At 49.1% G+C, this 19,226-nt stretch carries 32 protein-coding genes; all 32 read right to left on the bottom strand.

Annotated elements, in window-relative coordinates; genetic code table 11:
- Nucleotides 1-70: 70 nt before the first annotated feature.
- The 32 genes from carA to J2I46_RS13755 all read right to left on the bottom strand — a co-directional run bounded on the left by carA (nt 71) and on the right by J2I46_RS13755 (nt 19,112).
- On the bottom strand, nt 71-1,171 hold the full coding sequence (carA, locus tag J2I46_RS13910) for a glutamine-hydrolyzing carbamoyl-phosphate synthase small subunit (protein WP_207329623.1): 1,101 nt from the start codon (nt 1,169-1,171) through the stop codon (nt 71-73).
- Nucleotides 1,172-1,256: 85 nt separating this feature from the next.
- Nucleotides 1,257-2,081 carry a 50S ribosomal protein L17 gene (gene rplQ, locus J2I46_RS13905; RefSeq protein WP_207329622.1) on the bottom strand — a complete coding sequence of 275 codons (825 nt, stop codon included), beginning with the start codon at nt 2,079-2,081 and terminating at the stop codon, nt 1,257-1,259.
- Between the two features lie 71 nt (nt 2,082-2,152).
- Nucleotides 2,153-3,142, bottom strand: a complete 990-nt coding sequence (locus J2I46_RS13900) for a DNA-directed RNA polymerase subunit alpha (RefSeq protein ID WP_207329621.1) — start codon at nt 3,140-3,142, stop codon at nt 2,153-2,155.
- Between the two features lie 98 nt (nt 3,143-3,240).
- A complete protein-coding gene (rpsD, locus tag J2I46_RS13895; protein WP_207329620.1) occupies nt 3,241-3,846 on the bottom strand; it encodes a 30S ribosomal protein S4 in 606 nt (201 codons plus the stop codon).
- Nucleotides 3,847-3,979: 133 nt separating this feature from the next.
- Nucleotides 3,980-4,375: a 30S ribosomal protein S11 gene (rpsK, locus tag J2I46_RS13890; protein ID WP_085412266.1), complete on the bottom strand. Its 396-nt coding sequence runs from the start codon at nt 4,373-4,375 to the stop codon at nt 3,980-3,982.
- Nucleotides 4,376-4,508: 133 nt separating this feature from the next.
- Nucleotides 4,509-4,886, bottom strand: a complete 378-nt coding sequence (rpsM, locus tag J2I46_RS13885) for a 30S ribosomal protein S13 (RefSeq protein WP_085412265.1) — start codon at nt 4,884-4,886, stop codon at nt 4,509-4,511.
- Between the two features lie 4 nt (nt 4,887-4,890).
- A complete protein-coding gene (gene rpmJ, locus J2I46_RS13880; protein ID WP_207329619.1) occupies nt 4,891-5,007 on the bottom strand; it encodes a 50S ribosomal protein L36 in 117 nt (38 codons plus the stop codon).
- Nucleotides 5,008-5,021: 14 nt separating this feature from the next.
- Entirely contained in the window at nt 5,022-5,240 is a 219-nt protein-coding gene (gene infA / locus J2I46_RS13875; RefSeq protein ID WP_009284801.1) for a translation initiation factor IF-1, read from the bottom strand.
- A 7-nt stretch (nt 5,241-5,247) separates the two neighbouring features.
- A complete protein-coding gene (gene map, locus J2I46_RS13870; protein WP_207329618.1) occupies nt 5,248-6,075 on the bottom strand; it encodes a type I methionyl aminopeptidase in 828 nt (275 codons plus the stop codon).
- Nucleotides 6,076-6,083: 8 nt separating this feature from the next.
- Nucleotides 6,084-7,397: a preprotein translocase subunit SecY gene (gene secY / locus J2I46_RS13865; protein ID WP_207329617.1), complete on the bottom strand. Its 1,314-nt coding sequence runs from the start codon at nt 7,395-7,397 to the stop codon at nt 6,084-6,086.
- A gap of 25 nt (nt 7,398-7,422) precedes the next feature.
- Nucleotides 7,423-7,899: a 50S ribosomal protein L15 gene (gene rplO, locus J2I46_RS13860; RefSeq protein ID WP_207329616.1), complete on the bottom strand. Its 477-nt coding sequence runs from the start codon at nt 7,897-7,899 to the stop codon at nt 7,423-7,425.
- Between the two features lie 13 nt (nt 7,900-7,912).
- Nucleotides 7,913-8,092: a 50S ribosomal protein L30 gene (gene rpmD / locus J2I46_RS13855; RefSeq protein ID WP_207329615.1), complete on the bottom strand. Its 180-nt coding sequence runs from the start codon at nt 8,090-8,092 to the stop codon at nt 7,913-7,915.
- Nucleotides 8,093-8,104: 12 nt separating this feature from the next.
- Nucleotides 8,105-8,620 carry a 30S ribosomal protein S5 gene (rpsE, locus tag J2I46_RS13850; RefSeq protein ID WP_085412259.1) on the bottom strand — a complete coding sequence of 172 codons (516 nt, stop codon included), beginning with the start codon at nt 8,618-8,620 and terminating at the stop codon, nt 8,105-8,107.
- A 4-nt stretch (nt 8,621-8,624) separates the two neighbouring features.
- Entirely contained in the window at nt 8,625-8,978 is a 354-nt protein-coding gene (gene rplR / locus J2I46_RS13845) for a 50S ribosomal protein L18 (protein WP_085412258.1), read from the bottom strand.
- Nucleotides 8,979-9,008: 30 nt separating this feature from the next.
- On the bottom strand, nt 9,009-9,566 hold the full coding sequence (gene rplF / locus J2I46_RS13840; RefSeq protein WP_207329614.1) for a 50S ribosomal protein L6: 558 nt from the start codon (nt 9,564-9,566) through the stop codon (nt 9,009-9,011).
- Between the two features lie 15 nt (nt 9,567-9,581).
- Nucleotides 9,582-9,980 carry a 30S ribosomal protein S8 gene (rpsH, locus tag J2I46_RS13835; RefSeq protein WP_085412256.1) on the bottom strand — a complete coding sequence of 133 codons (399 nt, stop codon included), beginning with the start codon at nt 9,978-9,980 and terminating at the stop codon, nt 9,582-9,584.
- Nucleotides 9,981-10,057: 77 nt separating this feature from the next.
- Nucleotides 10,058-10,327: a 30S ribosomal protein S14 gene (gene rpsN, locus J2I46_RS13830; RefSeq protein WP_085412255.1), complete on the bottom strand. Its 270-nt coding sequence runs from the start codon at nt 10,325-10,327 to the stop codon at nt 10,058-10,060.
- A 12-nt stretch (nt 10,328-10,339) separates the two neighbouring features.
- The gene (gene rplE, locus J2I46_RS13825; protein ID WP_207329613.1) at nt 10,340-10,897 is read right to left on the bottom strand and encodes a 50S ribosomal protein L5; all 558 of its coding nucleotides are present in this window, start codon (nt 10,895-10,897) and stop codon (nt 10,340-10,342) included.
- A 40-nt stretch (nt 10,898-10,937) separates the two neighbouring features.
- On the bottom strand, nt 10,938-11,279 hold the full coding sequence (rplX, locus tag J2I46_RS13820) for a 50S ribosomal protein L24 (protein ID WP_085412253.1): 342 nt from the start codon (nt 11,277-11,279) through the stop codon (nt 10,938-10,940).
- 14 nt (nt 11,280-11,293) lie between these two features.
- Complete coding sequence (rplN, locus tag J2I46_RS13815) at nt 11,294-11,662, bottom strand: 50S ribosomal protein L14 (RefSeq protein WP_015334425.1); 369 nt, start codon at nt 11,660-11,662, stop codon at nt 11,294-11,296.
- Nucleotides 11,663-11,668: 6 nt separating this feature from the next.
- On the bottom strand, nt 11,669-11,989 hold the full coding sequence (gene rpsQ, locus J2I46_RS13810; protein ID WP_207329612.1) for a 30S ribosomal protein S17: 321 nt from the start codon (nt 11,987-11,989) through the stop codon (nt 11,669-11,671).
- A gap of 20 nt (nt 11,990-12,009) precedes the next feature.
- Nucleotides 12,010-12,204: a 50S ribosomal protein L29 gene (gene rpmC / locus J2I46_RS13805; RefSeq protein ID WP_207329611.1), complete on the bottom strand. Its 195-nt coding sequence runs from the start codon at nt 12,202-12,204 to the stop codon at nt 12,010-12,012.
- 21 nt (nt 12,205-12,225) lie between these two features.
- The gene (rplP, locus tag J2I46_RS13800) at nt 12,226-12,654 is read right to left on the bottom strand and encodes a 50S ribosomal protein L16 (protein ID WP_207329610.1); all 429 of its coding nucleotides are present in this window, start codon (nt 12,652-12,654) and stop codon (nt 12,226-12,228) included.
- Nucleotides 12,655-12,718: 64 nt separating this feature from the next.
- On the bottom strand, nt 12,719-13,609 hold the full coding sequence (rpsC, locus tag J2I46_RS13795; RefSeq protein WP_207329609.1) for a 30S ribosomal protein S3: 891 nt from the start codon (nt 13,607-13,609) through the stop codon (nt 12,719-12,721).
- Between the two features lie 5 nt (nt 13,610-13,614).
- Nucleotides 13,615-14,007, bottom strand: a complete 393-nt coding sequence (gene rplV / locus J2I46_RS13790) for a 50S ribosomal protein L22 (RefSeq protein WP_207329608.1) — start codon at nt 14,005-14,007, stop codon at nt 13,615-13,617.
- A gap of 75 nt (nt 14,008-14,082) precedes the next feature.
- Complete coding sequence (rpsS, locus tag J2I46_RS13785) at nt 14,083-14,361, bottom strand: 30S ribosomal protein S19 (protein ID WP_085412247.1); 279 nt, start codon at nt 14,359-14,361, stop codon at nt 14,083-14,085.
- A 7-nt stretch (nt 14,362-14,368) separates the two neighbouring features.
- A complete protein-coding gene (rplB, locus tag J2I46_RS13780; RefSeq protein WP_207329607.1) occupies nt 14,369-15,193 on the bottom strand; it encodes a 50S ribosomal protein L2 in 825 nt (274 codons plus the stop codon).
- 35 nt (nt 15,194-15,228) lie between these two features.
- Nucleotides 15,229-15,516, bottom strand: a complete 288-nt coding sequence (rplW, locus tag J2I46_RS13775) for a 50S ribosomal protein L23 (protein WP_207329606.1) — start codon at nt 15,514-15,516, stop codon at nt 15,229-15,231.
- A gap of 3 nt (nt 15,517-15,519) precedes the next feature.
- Complete coding sequence (gene rplD, locus J2I46_RS13770) at nt 15,520-16,149, bottom strand: 50S ribosomal protein L4 (RefSeq protein ID WP_207329605.1); 630 nt, start codon at nt 16,147-16,149, stop codon at nt 15,520-15,522.
- 6 nt (nt 16,150-16,155) lie between these two features.
- Nucleotides 16,156-16,776: a 50S ribosomal protein L3 gene (gene rplC / locus J2I46_RS13765; RefSeq protein ID WP_085412243.1), complete on the bottom strand. Its 621-nt coding sequence runs from the start codon at nt 16,774-16,776 to the stop codon at nt 16,156-16,158.
- Nucleotides 16,777-17,115: 339 nt separating this feature from the next.
- Nucleotides 17,116-18,117: an MlaD family protein gene (locus J2I46_RS13760; protein WP_207329604.1), complete on the bottom strand. Its 1,002-nt coding sequence runs from the start codon at nt 18,115-18,117 to the stop codon at nt 17,116-17,118.
- Between the two features lie 167 nt (nt 18,118-18,284).
- Nucleotides 18,285-19,112, bottom strand: a complete 828-nt coding sequence (locus J2I46_RS13755) for an N-acetylmuramoyl-L-alanine amidase family protein (protein WP_207329603.1) — start codon at nt 19,110-19,112, stop codon at nt 18,285-18,287.
- Nucleotides 19,113-19,226: the final 114 nt, after the last annotated feature.

The raw sequence follows: 19,226 nt of genomic DNA, 5'->3' as shown, positions 1-19,226 counted from the left end.
CTTAGTAACGAAAAAGCCGACGCCGTTGAGGCGTCGGCTTTACGAAAAAGAGGAATTAACTGATTCGATATTACTTCATCAACGTAATAAAGTCATCAAACAGATAGCGCGAATCGTGTGGTCCGGGCGATGCCTCCGGATGATATTGCACCGAGAAGGCAGGCTTATCTTTCCTCCGAATACCCTCGATTGTATTATCATTCAGGTTGAGATGCGTCACCTCTACATTGGCGTGGTCCATAACCTCGTCGGCAACAACGGCGAAACCGTGATTTTGCGACGTTACTTCACACAGACCCGTGATCAGGTTTTTCACCGGGTGGTTCAGGCCACGGTGACCGTTATGCATCTTGTAGGTACCAATACCGCTGGCAAGCGACAGAATCTGATGGCCCAGACAAATGCCGAACAACGGCTTTTCCGTATCCAGTGCCTGCTTCACCGTTTCTACAGCGTAAGGCATCGCTGCCGGATCACCTGGACCATTTGAGATAAAGAACCCATCCGGATTGAAAGCCTGCAGTTCTGAGAATGACGTTTTAGCCGGAAACACCTTGCAATAAGCGCCCCGGTCGGCCAGACTTTGGATAATGCTCTTCTTCACGCCCAAATCAAGCACGGCAACCCGGAAACGAGAGTCCTGTTCGCCCAACTCATAGGTTGTCTGCGTACATACTTCCGACGAGAGCTCTAATCCGGCCATGTCAGGTACGTTCGCTAGTTCAGCGCGGAGTACATCTGCATCCAGAATGACAGATGAAATGATGCAGTTCATTACACCCTTGTCACGGATGTAGCGCACCAGTTGCCGCGTGTCGATGCCATGAATACCAACAATATTAGCTTTCTCGAAGTACTGTTGCAGCGAACCGTCGGCCAGATGACGCGAATAAGTTGGTGAGAAGAAATTACAAACCATTCCCCGAATCTTCACTCCGGCCGACTCTTCTTCAGCGCCTAGCTGAATGCCATAGTTGCCAATATGCGACGTCGTGTTGACGATCACCTGACCAAAGTATGATGGATCAGTGTAAATTTCCTGGTAACCGGTCATGCCGGTATTGAAGCAAATTTCACCACCAGCTGTACCAATTTTGCCTAACGCAAAACCTTTGAAAACAGTACCATCCTGCAAAACCAGTAACGCTTCGGGTTGTTGAGGGCGTGTCATGAGGGTATAATTGATGTTTTTGGTTAAAAAAAAGGGTTAACCGATAACCGGCTAACCCCATTTCTTTATGACGAATGGTTTATCACTACTCGGCAGATTCTTCACGGCCACCTTTCAGGCGGTCAGTTAGTGCCTTGAACTCGTCCATTTTGCCATCGCGTAGCAAGGCAGCCTGTTCATTCCAGGTTGCTACATCGTGGATGTTGTACCTTGGACCCGCTTCTGTCAGCACAGCCTGTACCGACTCGTCGGAAGCGTCGGCTAATTGAGCGAATGTGGTGATACCTGCGTTATTGAGTAACTCGGCGATCTTAGGGCCGATACCTTCAACAATTGTCAGGTCGTCGGTACCAGTTACAGTTGCTTCAGCAGCCTCTTCTGCAACTGCGGCTGGCGTTTCCTCAACCACTTCGGCTGATGGAGCCTCGTCGTCAGCAGCAATAGCTACGGGAGCAGCCTCGGTTGCACCGGCAGCACCACGGCCTGCACCACCCCGACGGCTACGACGGGTTTTGGTTGCCGTTTGTTCAGCAGCGGCGGCCAGCAATGTTTCGTTGAAATCAACCAGTTCAATCAGGCAGGTTTCAGCTGCGTCACCTTTCCGGTTACCCAGTTTGATGATGCGAGTGTATCCGCCGGGACGAGAAGCGATCTTATCCGACACAACGCCGAACAACTCCTTCATACCTTCTTTGTGATTCAGTGACTGAAAGACAACCTTACGATTCTGGTTGTTGTCTTCTTTGGCACGCGTCAGGATCGGCTCAACGTACTTACGAAGTTCTTTCGCTTTCGCAACCGTTGTCTCAATCCGCTTGTGCATAATCAGCGAAACGGCCATATTCGACAGCATTGCGTCGCGGTGCGAATGGGTCCGGCTGAGGTGATTATCTTTTTTACCGTGTCTCATTGTAGTAGTTTGTCGTTCGGCGTTTGGCGTTCGAAGTGTCAAACTTCAAAACAGTAAACGTCAAACTGAGCTTATTCTTCGTCTAACCGATATTTAACAACGTCCATACCGAAAGTCAGACCTTTGTCAGCAACCAATTGCTCTAATTCAGTCAGCGACTTCTTACCGAAGTTGCGGAACTTCATCATATCTGAAATCTCCAGGCGAACCAAATCGCCCAGCGTCCGCACTTCAGCAGACTTCAGGCAGTTGTAGGCACGTACAGACAGATCCAGATCAGCCAGTGACGTCTTGAGAAGCTTGCGCATGTGCAGCATTTCCTCATCCACCACGTTGTCTTCTTCAGGCTTCACCGTATCAAACGTCATTGTCTGATCCGAGAATAGCATGAAGTGTTGAATCAGGATGTGAGCAGCACCTTTCAGCGCTTCTTCCGGATGAATTGAGCCGTCAGTCTCAATGTCGAGAACCAGCTTTTCGTAATCCGTTTTTTGCTCAACCCGTGTGTTTTCAACACCGAATTTAACGTTCTTCACCGGCGTATAAACCGAATCAATAGGGATATGACCGAACGGCAGTTCGTTGGCACGCGGCTCATCTGCAGGTACGTACCCACGACCTTTTTCAACGAAGATTTCCATCTCCAGGTCACGTGTATTATCGATGTTGCAGATAACCAGATCTGGGTTCAGCACCTCAAATGAAGCCGTTGCTTTGCTGATATCACCAGCTTTGAGCACCGACTGACCTTTGATGTTCACCGTGATCTTGTTATCGACCATATCGTTAACCTTCTTAAACCGAACCATTTTCAGGTTCAGGATAATCTCGGTTACATCTTCAACAACTCCCTCGATCGAAGAGAATTCATGGAGTACACCTGGAAACTTGACGCTAGTGATGGCGTAACCTTCCAGTGACGACAACAGTATGCGGCGTAAAGCATTTCCTATCGTAACGCCATAACCTTTTTCGAGAGGCTTAAACTCAAATACACCGTGAAAGTCGTCGGCTTTTTCCATTACGACTTTATCGGGCATTTGGAAAGCTAATATAGACATACCTTTTCGTGGTTAACAGCCTAAAATTAAGACTACAGTTGGCCGAAGTAGTTGGCAGATTAGCTCTGCCAACTGCTTCGGCCAACTGTACTCATTTATTACTTAGAGTACAATTCAACGATCAATTGCTCGTTGACGTTCTCAGGAATTTGATCACGCTCGGGATAGCTGATAAACGTACCAGCTAGTTGCTGCTGATCCCACTCCAGCCAGTTGAACCGCTTTGCGTTACGAGCAGACAAGCTAGTCGTGATGGCTTCAAGCGACTTTGATTTTTCGCGAACGGCGATAATCTGACCAGGTTTCAGAGAATATGAAGCGATGTTCACAACTTCTCCATCAACAGTGATGTGTTTGTGAGCAACCAACTGGCGGGCGGCCCGACGAGTGGTAGCAATACCCATACGATAAACGGTATTATCAAGACGGGCTTCGCAAAGTTTCAGCAGGTTTTCACCTGTGATGCCCTCTTTGACGGCAGCACGATGAAACAATCCACGGAACTGACGCTCCAGGATACCATAGATGTACTTCACTTTTTGTTTCGCCTGAAGCTGCTCAGCGTATTCTGAGGTCTTACGCTTCCGGCCGCGTCCGTGCATACCGGGCGCGTAGTTTTTCTTTTGTAAGGCTTTGACGGGGCCAATGATAGCCTCACCAAACTTACGGGCAATTTTGCCTTTTGGGCCAATATAACGTGCCATTATAAGAAATGAATAATGTGAAAAAGAGATCAGACACAACTAAATGTCGCCCAACCGTATTCATTGCTGCGGCAATAACCTGACTGTAATAGCTACTACGATGCCAAATGATTGCAATCAACTTTAACCAATACTATACGCGCCGACGTTTCGGAGGGCGGCAACCGTTATGGGGCAGCGGGGTAATATCACGGATTGTGGTCACTTCGATACCTGTGTTTTGTACAGTCCGGATAGCCGACTCACGTCCGGCACCTGGTCCTTTTACAAACACTTCTGCTTTCCGCATACCTAATTCGTGGGCAACCTGTGCGCAGTTCTGTGCAGCTGTTTGGGCTGCATAGGGGGTATTTTTCTTCGAACCGCGGAAGCCCATCTTACCGGCAGATGCCCATGAGATAACCTGACCGTTCATGTTCGTGATCGAAATGATGATGTTGTTGAAGGTAGCCCGGATGTGTACCTGACCTACTGACTCAACTACGACGACCCGCTTTTTAGCTTTGTCTTTACGTTTTGCTTGTGCCATTTGCTTAGATAATCGTCATTAACTTGAAGTTGGTCATTTGTTGTCATTAATAGTCATTTGTCGAAAGCACTCTACTAAACGATAAATGACTAGCTAATGACTATGAATGACGTTTCAACTAATGACCACTTACTTATTTCGTTGCTTTCTTCTTGTTGGCAACCGTCTTACGCTTCCCTTTCCGAGTCCGTGAGTTGTTCTTGGTTTTCTGACCGCGAACTGGCAGACCTTTACGGTGACGCAGACCACGGTAGCAACCGATGTCCATCAACCGTTTGATGCTAAGTTGCACTTCTGACTTCAGTGCACCTTCAACTTTGAACTCTTCGCTGATAGCGTTACGAACGGCCGTAGACTCATCGTCATTCCACTCGCTAACCTTTTTGTTTTCGTCGATACCAGCTTTTGCTAGAATCGTTTTTGCTGCACTCCGGCCGATACCATAGATGTACGTCAGCGAAATAGCGCCGCGCTTCTTATCGGGGATGTCAACACCTGCAATACGTGCCATGTGGTTAACCTTGTCTTTGTTTGTAACGGGGATTCTTCTTGTTGATCACGTACAGTTTCCCTTTCCGCCGGATCACGATGCAGTCTACGCTGCGCTTTTTAATTGACGCTTTAACCTTCATGGTTGCTTGCCTGTTTACTTGTAACGGTACACAATTCGCGCCTTACTCAAATCATAAGGCGACATCTCCAACTTAACACGGTCACCGGGCAGAATCTTGATGTAGTTCATCCGCATCTTGCCCGAGATGTGTGCAATTACTTCATGCTTGTTGGCGAGTTCAACCCGAAACATTGCATTCGATAATGCTTCGAGGATCACGCCATCTTGTTCAATCGAATTCTGTTTTGCCATATAGACGTTAAGCCGCTGCTGCGGCACTCAACTCGATTTCCATACTGGTCCCAGCCGTTACCGCTTCGATGTACTCGAACGTAGTCAGTATATCGACCTTCCCTTTACGAACTGCAACGGTATGCTCAAAATGCGCTGACGGTTTACGATCACTAGTTCGAATTGTCCAGCCATCGCGTTCCTGTATTACGCCTTTCTTGCCGAAATTGATCATTGGTTCAATGGCAATAACCATACCCTCTTTCAATTTCACTCCCTGACCACGCTTACCATAATTAGGCACCTGTGGTTCTTCATGTAATGACTGACCCACACCGTGCCCCACTAACTCACGAACTACAGTGTAGCCAAAGTGCTCCGTGTACGACTGAATCGCATAGCCAATATCACCAACCCGATTGCCATCGATTGCTTTGGCAGTGCCAACATATAATGACTCCTTCGTGCGCATTAACAGTTTACGAGTACCTAGAGCAATCTCACCAACTGGGTAGGTATAGGCACTGTCGGCATGGTAGCCATCGCGATACACACCACAGTCAACTGAGATTATGTCGCCTTCCTTCAACTCATAGTTGGTCGGAAAACCGTGAACAACTACATCGTTTACTGAAATACACAGGGCACCGGGAAAACGGATAGCTGTGCCATTATTGAAACCGAGAAACGAGGGAATGCCCCCATTATCCTTAATGAACGTCTGAGCAACAGTGTCAAGTTCCTTTGTTGTAATCCCCGGACGAATCAGTTTGGCGACCTCAGCATGCGTTTTGCCAAGTACCTGACCGTTCGCCCGGATGATCTCAATTTCTTCGTCGTTGCGTAACGTAATCATAATTTATATTAGGCTGGTACGCCCTCTGTGCGGCCTTTCACCCGACCAGATTTCATCAAACCTTCGTAACGACGCATCAGCAGATAGCTTTCAATCTGTTGTAACGTATCCAATACTACACCTACCATGATGAGCAATGATGTGCCACCAAAGAAAGCAGCAAAGCTCGAAGTCATGCCTAATTGGCTAGCCAATGAAGGCAGAATAGCTACTATCGCCAACATAACAGCACCAGGAAGTGTGATATGGTCAAGTACCGTTCCAATATACTCAGAAGTTGACAAACCAGGCTTTACGCCAGGAATGAAACCACCACTACGCTTCATATCATCAGAAATCTGAACCGGGTTAACCGAGATCGCTGTGTAGAAGAACGTGAAGACGATGATCAGAAATGCAAATAGCAAATTGTACTGCCATGAGGTGTAATCCTGAAATGTGTTATACAATGAAGCCATTGTCTCACTCTTCTCGGCACCCAATCCGAAAGCAAAACCAGGGATGAACATCAATGCCTGAGCAAAGATGATTGGCATTACACCAGCAGCATTCAGTTTCAACGGCAAGTACTGGCGCTGACCACCAACCACTTTGTTCCCTACAACCTGCTTAGCATATTGAATCGGAATTCGACGTACCGCCTGCGTAAGCAACACAGCACCCATAATCACAAAGTATAGACCAACCATTTCAATGAAGAAAATGAAGATCTGTGACGTACCCCGTGAAAGAGCTTCACCGTAGATAGCACCTGGAAGCCGCGAAACGATACCGATCATGATGATCATTGAGATACCGTTACCAATTCCTTTATCTGTAATCCGCTCACCCAGCCACATACAAAAGATGGTGCCAGCAGTCAGGATAAATACAGCAGCAATGGTGAACAACGTCCGATCAATGAAAAGCGCGTCAGCTGGGATAGTTGTCCGGATATACGTTACAGCTTGAACAGCCGTAACGAAAATCGTCAACACTCGAGTGATTTGATTCAGCTTCTTGCGACCAGATTCACCCTCCTTCTGCATCTTCTGGAAATAAGGTAGCGCCAGTGTCAACAGTTGGATCGCGATCGATGCCGAGATATAAGGCATGATACCCAGCGCAAAGATGGATGCCTTACTAAAAGCACCACCCAAGAACGTATCTAACAGGCCTAGCAACCCTTGAGGACGCAGGTTCAAACGGGCCGGGTCGACACCGGGAAGCACAATGTGCGTACCCAGCCGGAAGACCGTTATAAACAAAAGAGTGTTGAGGATACGCGTCCTCAACTCCTCAATTGAAAAGATATTCTTAATAGTCTCTATGAAACGGTTCATACAAGTCGTACGCGGCTACCGGTGGTTAAATCGCAGACTCTTTCTTAGCAATCCGTTCGATAACGGTTACTTTGCCACCTGCCTTCTCGATCGCTTCTTTAGCTGAAGCAGAGAAACCGTGGGCTGATACTTCCAGGGCTGACGTTACTTCACCACGGCTCAATACCTTGATGAGGTCGTTTTTAGCGGCTAAACCATGCTCGCGCAATACAGCGAAATCAATGGTTGTTACGTTAGCTGCTGTTGCCAACTCCTGAAGTGTATCCAGGTTGATAGGTTTGTACTCAACCCGAGTTGGATTGGTAAAACCAAATTTAGGTAAGCGACGCTGAAGTGGCATTTGACCACCTTCAAAGCTTAACTTACGGCTGTAGCCAGAGCGTGATTGAGCACCTTTGTGGCCACGGGTCGATGTTCCGCCCATTCCGGAACCCTGACCGCGACCGACTCGCTTGCGCTGCTTAACTGACCCTTTTGCCGGCTTAATGTGACTTAGATTCATTGTCAGTTTAATTTTAAATTTCTTCGATCTTAACCAGGTGTTCAACCTTACGGATCACACCAGCAATTGATGGATTGTATTCCAATACAATGCTCCGGTTAATTTTGCCCAAACCCAGTGACTGGATAGCCAGTTTCTGCGTTTTTGGGCGTTTAATGGTGCTGCGCACCTGTGTAATACGTACCTGTGCCATGTTTCGTCTCGATTAACCGTTGAATACTTTCTTCAGTGACACCTGACGCTGGAAGGCAACCTGGTGGGGCAAACGCATCTTGATAAGCGCATCGATCGTAGCTTTTACTACGTTGTGCGGATTAGATGAGCCTTTCGACTTTGCCAATACGTCGTGGATACCTGCGCTCTCCAATACAGCACGCATGGCACCGCCAGCGATAACACCTGTACCCGGAGCAGCTGGCTTAACCAACACGAACCCGCCACCGAAGCGACCTTCCATTTCGTGTGGCACAGTGCGCTTCAACAAAGGAACCTGGAACAGGTTTTTCTTTGCGTCTTCAACACCTTTGGTAATAGCATCTGTAACTTCGTTTGCTTTACCTAAGCCATAACCTACTACGCCGTTGCCATCACCAACAACTACGATGGCCGCAAAGCTGAAGCGACGACCACCTTTTACTACCTTGGCTACCCGGTTGATCGCTACTACGCGCTCTTTCAGGTCAGCCTCGTTTACTTTTGACGGTTTTACGTTCGATACCATTCTCTTAGAAATTGAGGCCACCCTCACGGGCACCGTCAGCCAGGGCTTTCACCTTGCCGTGATACAAATAGCCGTTCCGGTCAAAAACCACCGACTGTACATTCTGGGCGGCGGCCTTCTCGGCTAACCGCTGACCGACCTTCTTCGCAGTTTCAACTGTGAAACCGCTCACTTCGGTCTTCAATTCCATTGAGGAAGCAGACACCAGTGTCTTTCCTGCTTCGTCGTCAATGATCTGTGCGTAGATCGCCTTATTCGAGCGAAATACGGATAAACGGGGACGCGAAGGCGAACCGGATACTTTCGACCGGATGCCAAACTTGATCCGTTGCCGTCTTGATTGTTTCGTTGCTGCCATTTTATTTGATACCGACCAAATGGGCGCTTATTACTTCTTACTTGCTGATTTACCAGCTTTCCGGCGAACCACTTCACCAACGAAGCGGATACCTTTTCCTTTGTATGGCTCAACCTTACGGAGCGAGCGAATTTTGGCAGCTACGTCGCCAATCAACTGCTTGTCAGTTCCTTCTAGGATAACCTTCGGGTTCTGGCCTTTCTCAGTGATCGCCGTTGCTTTAATCTCAGCCGGAATGGCCAGGAAAATATTGTGCGAGTAGCCCAGGTTCAATTCCAGAATGTTATTGGCAACCGAGGCTTTGTAACCTACACCAATAATTTCCAGATCAATTTTGAAGCCAGTGCTGACACCCACGACCATATTGTTCACCAGCGCACGGTACAGGCCGTGGAGAGCCTTATGCCGTTTCTGCTCAGTGGGGCGCGTTACCTTTACAATACCATCTTCCAATGATACCGAAATATCACGGTCGATAGCCTGTGACAGGCTGCCTTTAGGGCCTTTCACTGTTACCACGTTCTCAGCATCTACGGAGACAGTAACGGCTGCAGGCAGTTCAATTTGTTTATTCCCTACGCGTGACATAGTGTTTCTTTGGTATTAATAAACGTAACACAACACCTCGCCGCCTATGTTAAGCGTCCGGGCTTCTTTGTCCGTCATGACGCCTTTTGACGTCGACACAATGGCGACACCCAGTCCATTCAGAATACGGGGCAGCGTGGCTGCACCTGTATATTGACGAAGACCCGGACGGCTAACCCGCTGCAAGTCAACAATAGCTGACTGTTTCGTAGTCGGATTATATTTCAAGGCAATCTTGATCGTACCCTGAGGGCCGGTCTCATCGAACTTATAGTTCTGGATGAAGCCTTTTTCGAAGAGCACTTTCGTGATTTCTTTTTTAATATTTGATGCAGGGATTTCCACTACCCGGTGCTTGGCACGGATGGCGTTTCTGACACGGGTCAAAAAATCTGCTATCGGATCTGTATTCATTTCTGCAAGGAGTTACTTGCTTGCCTGTTTCTGAAAAAGGCTTGCAAAAGTACGGAAACTGTTTGAGAAATAAAACCTTACCAGCTTGACTTCGTTACACCCGGAATCTTACCGGCACTTGCCATCTCGCGGAAGGTTACACGCGAAATACCAAATTTGCGCATGTAGCCACGAGGACGACCTGTCAATTTGCAACGGTTGTGAAGACGAACCGGTGAGGCGTTCCGTGGCAGTTTATCTAAGCCAACATAGTCGCCAGCCGCTTTCAGCGCAGCCCGTTTTGTCGCATATTTGGCGACTAAACCTTGCCGCTTGCGCTCTCTTGCTTTGAGTGATTCTTTAGCCATGGTTGGTTTTACTTATTTTTTGTTGCTGGCGAAAGGCATACCCAAAGCCCGCAGCAATTCGATGCTTTCCGCATCGGTATTTGCCGTTGTTACAAAGGTGATATCCATACCTGAGATACGTGACACCTTATCGATGCTGATCTCTGGGAAGATAATCTGTTCTTTAACGCCGAAGGTATAGTTACCACGACCATCAAATCCTTTGTCGCTAATTCCTTTGAAGTCACGAACGCGGGGCAGAGCCACCGTAGTCAAACGATCCAGGAACTCGTACATTTTGTCGCCGCGCAACGTAACTTTCGCACCAATGGGCATATTCTCCCGCAGTTTGAAGTTAGATACGGCTTTCTTCGACAACGTTGGTACAGCTTTCTGACCGGTAATCGTTGTCAACTCGTCTACGCCTACATCGACCAGTTTCTTGTCAGCAACAGCGGCACCAATGCCTTTGTTGATAACAATTTTGGTCAGGCGGGGAACCTGCATGGTTGACTTGTACTCAAACTTCTGCTTGAGTTGTTCAGCCACTTCGTTCACATACTTATCTTTCAATCGTGGCGTGCTTGCCATTTCTTTGTCCGTTTAGTGTGTTTTAGAACACATTAGCCGATTAGAGCAGGTTGTTCGTCTTTTTAGAAAAACGCTGCAACTTCCCTTTGTCGTTCAGGCGACGGCCCGTCCGGGTCGGCTCACCTGTGGCAGGATCAACGAGCATCAGGTTGCTGATGTGGATCGTACCTTCTTCTTTACGCAGTTCACCCTGAGGATTCTGAGCCGTTGGCTTGATGTGCTTCGTGATCATTGCCACGCCTTCCACCTTGGCCCGGTCTTTTTCCCGGATCACTTCTTTGATGACGCCCCGTTGTCCTTTGCTATTACCCGAGATAACCAATACGGTGTCTCCAGTTTTAATATGGAACTTGTGCGGAACGACTGTTTTCTTCTTTTCCATCCTGATGCCTTAGTTTAGATAACCTCGGGGGCTAACGAAACGATTTTCATGAATTGCTTCTCGCGCAGTTCACGGGCAACAGGCCCGAAGATGCGCGTACCACGCGGCTCATCGTTGTTGTTCAATAACACAGCTGCGTTGTCTTCGAAGCGAATGTATGAACCATCTTTCCGACGTACCTCTTTCTTGGTCCGAACGACAACGGCTTTAGACACCGTGCCTTTCTTCATATTACTTGACGGGATGGCGGCTTTGACCGTAACGACGATCTTATCACCCAATGAAGCGTAGCGCTTGCCTGTACCGCCCAGTACGCGGATAACCAGTACTTCTTTAGCACCACTGTTATCTGCAACACCTAATCTTGATTCCTGCTGTACCATGGCTGCTTACTTCGCTTTCTCGATGATTTCAACTAAACGCCAACGCTTGTTCTTGCTCAACGGGCGGGTCTCCATGATCCGAACCGTGTCGCCGATACCGCACTCATTGTTCTCGTCGTGTGCCGTGAACTTAGTGGTGCTGGTCATAAATTTACCATACTTGGTGTGCTTCTCTTTCCGGTCAACGGCAACGGTGATGGTTTTCTGCATTTTATTGCTCGTCACCTTCCCAATCCGTTCTTTCCGGGCACTCCGTTCAACCGACGCTGCGGCGGCTGGCGCAGATGCTGCGACCTGCGGCTGAGTTTGCTCTTGTTGTGATTCCATTGCGATACGTGGCTAACGGGTTATGCCTGATTTTCCTTCTGGGTCAACTCCGTGTATAACCGGGCAATCAGTTTGCGGCTTTCACGAATACGCATGGGATTCTCAATCGGAGATACCGCATGGGCAAAGTTGAGCTTTTGTAACTGTTGTTTCTCGGCACTGATCTGCTCGTGGAGCTGGTCGACCGACAGGGCTTTGATGTCTTGCTTTTTCATGGCTTTCTTATCTCCTGTGGCTTATGCCTCCTCTTCTATATAGTCCCGACGAACGATGAACTTTGTCCGAACAGGTAGTTTCTGAGCGGCTAACCGCAGCGCTTCCTGGGCAGTAGCAAGCGGAACGCCGGTTGCCTCGAACATGATTGTTCCGGGCTTCACAACGGCCACCCAATACTCAGGAGCACCTTTACCTTTACCCATCCGTACTTCGGCTGGTTTCTTAGTGATGGGTTTGTCAGGGAAAATACGAATCCAGACTTGCCCTTCCCGTTTCATTGCCCGTGTTACTGAAATACGAGCTGCTTCGATTTGCCGAGCCGTGATCCGACCTGGTTCGAGTGATTTAATGCCAAATGTTCCGAAGGCGATCTCGTACCCGCGTGTAGCGAGTCCTTTGATACGACCTTTGTGCATTTTGCGAAACTTGGTTCTTCTTGGCTGTAACATTGCTGTTAGAGTGAGTTAAGGAATCGTGGGTCAGTATAGGTACGTTCCCACGGTTCACTGATGTCTATCGACGACCACCGCCGCCACCACCGCCGGGACGACCTGCGCCGCCACCGCCACGGTTAGCGCCGCCAGGGGCTCCGCCACCACGATTATTGCCTCCGCGATCATTGCTATTGCCGCCACGGTCATTCCGACCACGGCCGCCACGATCACCGCCACGCTCATCGCCCCGACCACGACCACCACGGTCGCCACGGTCATTGCTTCCTCCAGCACGGTCGCCAGCTGAAGCTTGTGACATCAATGCAGCTGGTGATAAATCACGCTTGCCGTACAGCTCACCTTTGAAGACCCATACTTTGATACCGATTTTACCATATACTGTCTGAGCTTCAGACAAGGCATAATCGATGTCGGCACGCATAGTGTGCAGGGGCACACGACCTTCTTTATATTGCTCTGAACGGGCAATCTCAGCACCACCCAAGCGGCCTGATACTTTTACTTTAATACCTTGAGCACCTACACGGATAGCCGAGTTGATAGCCTGCTTCATGGCGCGACGGAATGAAATCCGGGCTTCCAGTTGCTGAGCAATCGCTTCGCCGATCAGTTTGGCGTCAATTTCAGGACGTTTGATCTCGAAGATATTGATCTGAACATCTTTGCCCGTGATCTTTTTCAGCTCTTCTTTGATCTTGTCGACCTCACCGCCACCTTTACCGATAACGATACCCGGACGTGCCGTGTGAATCGTTAGGGTGATGCGCTTAAGCGTCCGTTCGATAACAACCCGGGCAATAGCTCCTTTCGGAATACGTGCCGAGATGTATTTACGGATCTTCTGGTCTTCAACAAGTTTATCTGCGAACTCCTTGCCGCCGTACCAACTCGAATCCCATCCTTTGACGATGCCGAGCCGGAAACCTACTGGATTAATTTTCTGTCCCATTCGAGTTACGCGTTTTCAGATGTTTCGGGTGCGGTTTCAATCGTCGGCTGAGCAGGAACTGCGCTATCAATTACCAATGTAATGTGGTTTGACCGCTTGCGGATCCGGTGACCACGGCCTTGTGGGGCCGGGCGCAGACGCTTCAACATTGTGCCGCCATCAACGAAAATCGTTTTGATGTACAGGTCAGCGTCTTCAATGCGCTCACCTTCGTACTTCTGCTGCCAGTTGGCCACTGCTGAAAGAAGGACTTTTTGCAGTACGACAGCAGCGGCTTGCGGTTGGAACCGCAGGATACCCAACGCCCGGCTCACACGCTGACCGCGAACCAAGTCGGCGATCAACCGCATTTTGCGCGGCGACGAGGGTACATTTTTAAGCTTAGCTATTGCTTCCATGTTTCTTGGGCGTGGGGCAGGGAGCACGGGGCAGGAAATTAATCCTTCGCCCTAGGCCCTAAGCCCCAAGCTGTTTTATCGTTTGCCTTTGTCTTTCTTCGCCGTGTGACCACGGAAATTGCGGGTAGGAGAGAATTCACCCAATTTGTGACCCACCATGTTCTCCGTCACGTAGACTGGAATGAACTTGTTGCCGTTATGCACAGCAAAGGTGTGACCTACAAAATCAGGAGAAATCATAGACCGGCGAGACCAGGTCTTGACCACCGATTTTTTGCCCGTATCATTCAGCGCTTCCACCTTCTTATCAAGGCGGTAGTCGATGTATGGGCCTTTCTTTAGGGAACGTGCCATTTACTGCTTACTTTTTACGACGGCTGATAATCAACTTATTGGATGCGTTCTTCGGCTTACGGGTCTTCTGACCTTTAGCGAACTGACCATTGCGTGAGCGTGGGTGACCACCTGATGCACGGCCTTCACCACCACCCATTGGGTGATCGACTGGGTTCATGGCTACACCACGTACCCGCGGACGGCGACCCAACCAACGCATACGACCGGCTTTACCCATCGTTACGTTCATGTGGTCAGCATTTGATACGGTTCCAACCGTAGCCAAACATACGTTCAGTACGCGGCGGGTTTCACCAGAAGGCAAACGCAGTACAGCGTAACGCTCTTCACGAGCTACCAACTGCGCATACGTACCTGCCGAACGGGCCATAGAACCACCACGGCCTGGCTGCAATTCGATGTTGTGAACGATCGTACCAATCGGCATTTTTGCCAGTGGCAGGGCGTTACCTACGTCGGGTGTTACACCTTCGCCTGACTGGATGACCTGGCCCACCTGAATCCCCTGTGGAGAGATGATGTAGCGCTTTTCGCCGTCTTCGTACTGCACCAATGAGATGCGGGCCGAGCGGTTTGGATCATACTCTACCGAAACAACGGTAGCAGGCATATCAAATTTATCGCGTTTGAAGTCGATAATCCGATACATACGCTTGTGGCCTCCGCCAATGTAGCGCATCGTCCGGCGGCCTGTGTCGTTACGTCCACCCGATTTTTTCAGGGGTTCTAACAGGCTTTTTTCAGGCTTACTCGTGGTGAGCTCCTTGAAATCGGGAGCAACACGAAAGCGAGTGCCGGGAGTTACTGGTCTTAGTTTTCTTACGCCCATGATAATGGTTCGGTTTGTCAGCCTATGGGATGAGGCTATAAATCTCCGTAAATGTCGATCACTTCGCCTTCAGCGACGGTCACGATGGCTTTCTTAACGAGGGGAGTACGGCCTGTAACAACCCGCCCGTTAATGTTTTTCGAACGCTTCTTGCCGAGTTTCCGTGTTGTGTTTACGCTTGTCACGTTCACACCATACATCTGTTCTACAGCTTTAGCAATCTCGATTTTATTGGCTTTTGGATCTACTGAGAAGGCATATTTACCCAGCTTGTTCAGCGTGGCCATCTTCTCGGTAACGATCGGTCTTTTCAGCACGTCCATGATTTAGTTCGCTAAGATGGTTTGCAGTTTTTCCAGGGCCTCCGTGCTGATCAGCAGTTGGTCAGCGTTCATCAGGTCATACGTGTTCACCTGCGAAGCAGTTGTTACACGGGTTTTCTGAATATTACGGCTCGACTTAACAACGTTGATGTCTACGTCTGGGAGAATCAACAGCGTCTTTTTGCCGGTCAATTGCATAGCATTCAGGAATGCTACATAATCTTTTGTGCGTGGCGCTTCGAAGGTGAAGCTTTCCAGCACCGAAACATTGCTGGCCTGGGCTTTGGCAGCCAGCGCAGAACGACGGGCTAGAGCCTTTACTTTCTTGTTCAGTTTGAACGAATAATCGCGCTGACGAGGACCGAAGATGGTACCACCACCCACGAATACGGGTGACTTAAGGCTACCGGCACGAGCACCGCCCGTTCCTTTTTGCTTCTTGATCTTACGGGTTGAGTGAGCACTTTCTGCACGCTCTTTCGTTTTGTGCGTACCCTGCCGTTTGTTGGCAAGGTGCTGCTTAACGTCTAAGTAGATCGCGTGCGTGTTCGGTTCGATGCCGAAGATGGCGTCAGACAACTCGGCTTTCTTGCCTGTGTCTTCGCCTTTGCTGTTATATACGATAACTTCCATGACGGCTTACTTCTCGATTATGACGAATGAGTTCTTGGCACCTGGAACTGAACCGCTGACAACCAGCAGATTTTGCTCAGGCAACACGCGTAACACTTTCAGGTTTTGAACCGTAACCCGGTTACCACCCATACGACCTGCCATGCGCAGACCTTTGAACACCCGCGAAGGGAATGAACAGGCACCGATCGAACCTGGGTGACGACCCCGGTTATGCTGACCGTGCGTTTGGCCGCCAACACCGCCGAAGCCGTGGCGTTTTACTACACCCTGGAAACCGCGACCTTTAGCCGTACCGACTACGTCAACGAAATCTCCCTCACCAAATACGTCGCCAATTTGCAGCGTATCACCCAAGTTGAATGACTGTTCGAATTCTTTGAATTCAACCAGTTTCCGCTTAGGCGTTGTGTTAGCCGCTTTAAAGTGGCCTAACATTGGCTTGTTGGTGTTTTTTTCTCTTTTTTCGCCGTAGCCCAACTGAATAGCTTCGTAGCCATCCTTGTCCTTGGTGCGGACTTGGGTTACAACACAGGGACCAGTTTCAATTACTGTACATGCCAGAGCCTGCCCGTCCGCATTGTACACACTGGTCATCCCGATCTTTTTACCAATTAATCCAGACATTTTCTGTTTGTTAAAAAGCAGGTGAAAGAATGATTAAACTATCACGGAACGCCGTGCCGCCGGTAGACCGGACCCCGCCGAAACGGACCGCAAAAGTACGGGAAATGTGCCGTGATTGCAACGGCTTGTTTTTCAGGATCAAAAAAAGAGGTCAGGCGTTAGAACACCTGACCTCTTCAGGGCAAAACAACGTACCTGATGGAACGCCTCTGCCGCTAATTAAATCAGATGTGGTTTCCTTTCGGACCTTCACCCGCTTCTATGTTTGATACTAAACCGTCGCGATTGGGAGTGCAAAAGTAGCAGAAAGTTATTGGAAATCAAAGCAGACACCCAAATTTACTTTCGCGTAGTATCTATCACCATTGTTGTTACGGTGGTGGTGGTCATTGTACCGGGCTTGCCAACAGCCGGTTTGTCTTTTTTGCCAAAAACAGAGAACGATACATTGATGTATTTCTTCGGGTTTTGCCGGAAATCCGTCAACAACTTCTCCAGCCCCCCCGCCGTGCGACTAACGTTCACATAGAGCGAATCATCAGTGGCAAGCTTGCCAAGTGACCCCTGCCCCTTCTGAATATTACCCAGCATCTGTTGCAGATTATCAATCGACTTGTTAGCGTTATTCAAGGTCTGACGCAATTGCAGCGCATTTAATGAATCCGTAAACGACGATGCCTTATTCAGAATAGGGCTTAACTCTTGCGTAGTCTTATCCAGCGAGCGCGACAGTTGATTTACGTTAGCCAGAGCCAGTTTAAGACCAGTCCGGTTTTCGTCCAGTGCTGCATTCAACGTACCTGTTACCGTACCAGCCCCGCGCAGGGTTTGATTCAGAATGCTGGCCGTCTGATCAAACGAGGCAACTACATAGTTTAGCCGACGGGTCAGGGAGTCAACATTATTCAGTACGGGTAACGTTTTTTCTTTGATCAACGCCGAAATGCCTTGCTCGCTGGAAGCGATTAGTTCGCCTTCGTCCATAACGGTGCCGGCCTTGTTTATTTCCAGCCGAATGATTTTTCCGCCTAACAAACCCCCATCGGCTAACAAGGCTTTCGATCCCTGACGGACAACCACGTTTTTGTTCATGTCGATCGTAACCAGCAGTTTGTTCCCCTGATCCGGCATCAGATCGATTTTGGCAACGCGCCCTACCGTCAGGCCGTTAAGCAGCACGGGATTGGAGGTCGTCAGTCCGTCAACGTTGGCGTAGACGACCGTGAACTGTTTATTCTTCTTGAAGATGTTGCTTCCTTTCAGAAAATTAAATCCGAAGAAAAACATGGTGAGCGTAATCAAGGCCAGCAGACCCACTTTCGCTTCCTGTGAGAGTTTCATGTAGCGTGTAATAGAATCGGCGTGCGTCTAATACGCCTGCCTCGACGTATAACCGGCAAAAGGGGGGTCATGGTTCAAGGTTAGACAGGCAATGTCCAAAGTTGCCACGCAGCCAATGAGTCAGTGAAATCGATAAAGCCACGCCCCTCCGCTGGTAACACCTATGCTCAATTCACTCCCTCCATGTCGTGTTTATACTGCTCAAACGCTTTGTAGATCGAGCCTGCTATGCGCTCCTGCCCTTCTTCTGAAGCCAGGAAATCTTCTTCATCAGCGTTGGTCAGGTAACCTGCCTCTATTAAAACGCTGGGCATTGTTGTGCGCCAGAGCACCAGAAAACCGGCCTGCTTCACGCCCCGGCTTGTGCGGTCGGCCTCGCGGCGGAAATTACGTTCTACTTTTTCGGCAAAGCTGATACTGCTTCCCATAAAAGCGTGCTGATAATTAGCCAGCATGATATAGGCCAGGGGCGAGTTAGGGTTAAAGCCTTTGTAGGTTTCTTCGTAGTTGGCTTCTTTGAGGATAACGGCGTTCTCTCGCTTGGCAACGTCGAGATTTCCTTCCGTTTTATGCAACCCCATTGTGTAGGTTTCGGTCCCGTGGACAGCTTTCGAGTTTGGGTTGGCGTTACAATGAATCGAAATAAACAAATCGGCACGATTGCGATTAGCAATGGCTGAGCGTTCGGCCAGTTCGATAAAACGATCGGTAGTACGGGTATAAACAACGCGTACGCCGGGCATCTCTTCTTTGATCTTTGCGCCCAATGCCAGCACCAGTTTCAAATTCATGGTTTTCTCTTTGGCATAACGCCCGTGTGTGCCCGGATCCTTGCCACCATGCCCGGCGTCGAGAACAACAGTACGTATCAGATTGGCCCGGCCAGCGGGTCGTGGTTGCTGGTTGGTCGAATCCTGCCAGGCTGGTTTGGGCACCATTGTTCCAGCCAGTAGCGGAATCAATACGGCACAAAGTAGGATAATCTTAACAAGCATAACTGACTTGATGGAGGTAAATGGTTTAATAAAAATTAACAGCGAATTGCGATTCAAGGCAGTATTGGGTGATTGTTCGTAGGTAACTTTGTGTGCACTGTTGAGACTATCAAC

The sequence above is a fragment of the Fibrella forsythiae genome, from assembly GCF_017353175.1.
GTDB lineage: Bacteria > Bacteroidota > Bacteroidia > Cytophagales > Spirosomataceae > Fibrella > Fibrella forsythiae.
The sequence above is the reverse complement of the archived record's forward strand: the minus strand, read 5'-3'. Positions and strand labels throughout refer to the sequence as shown.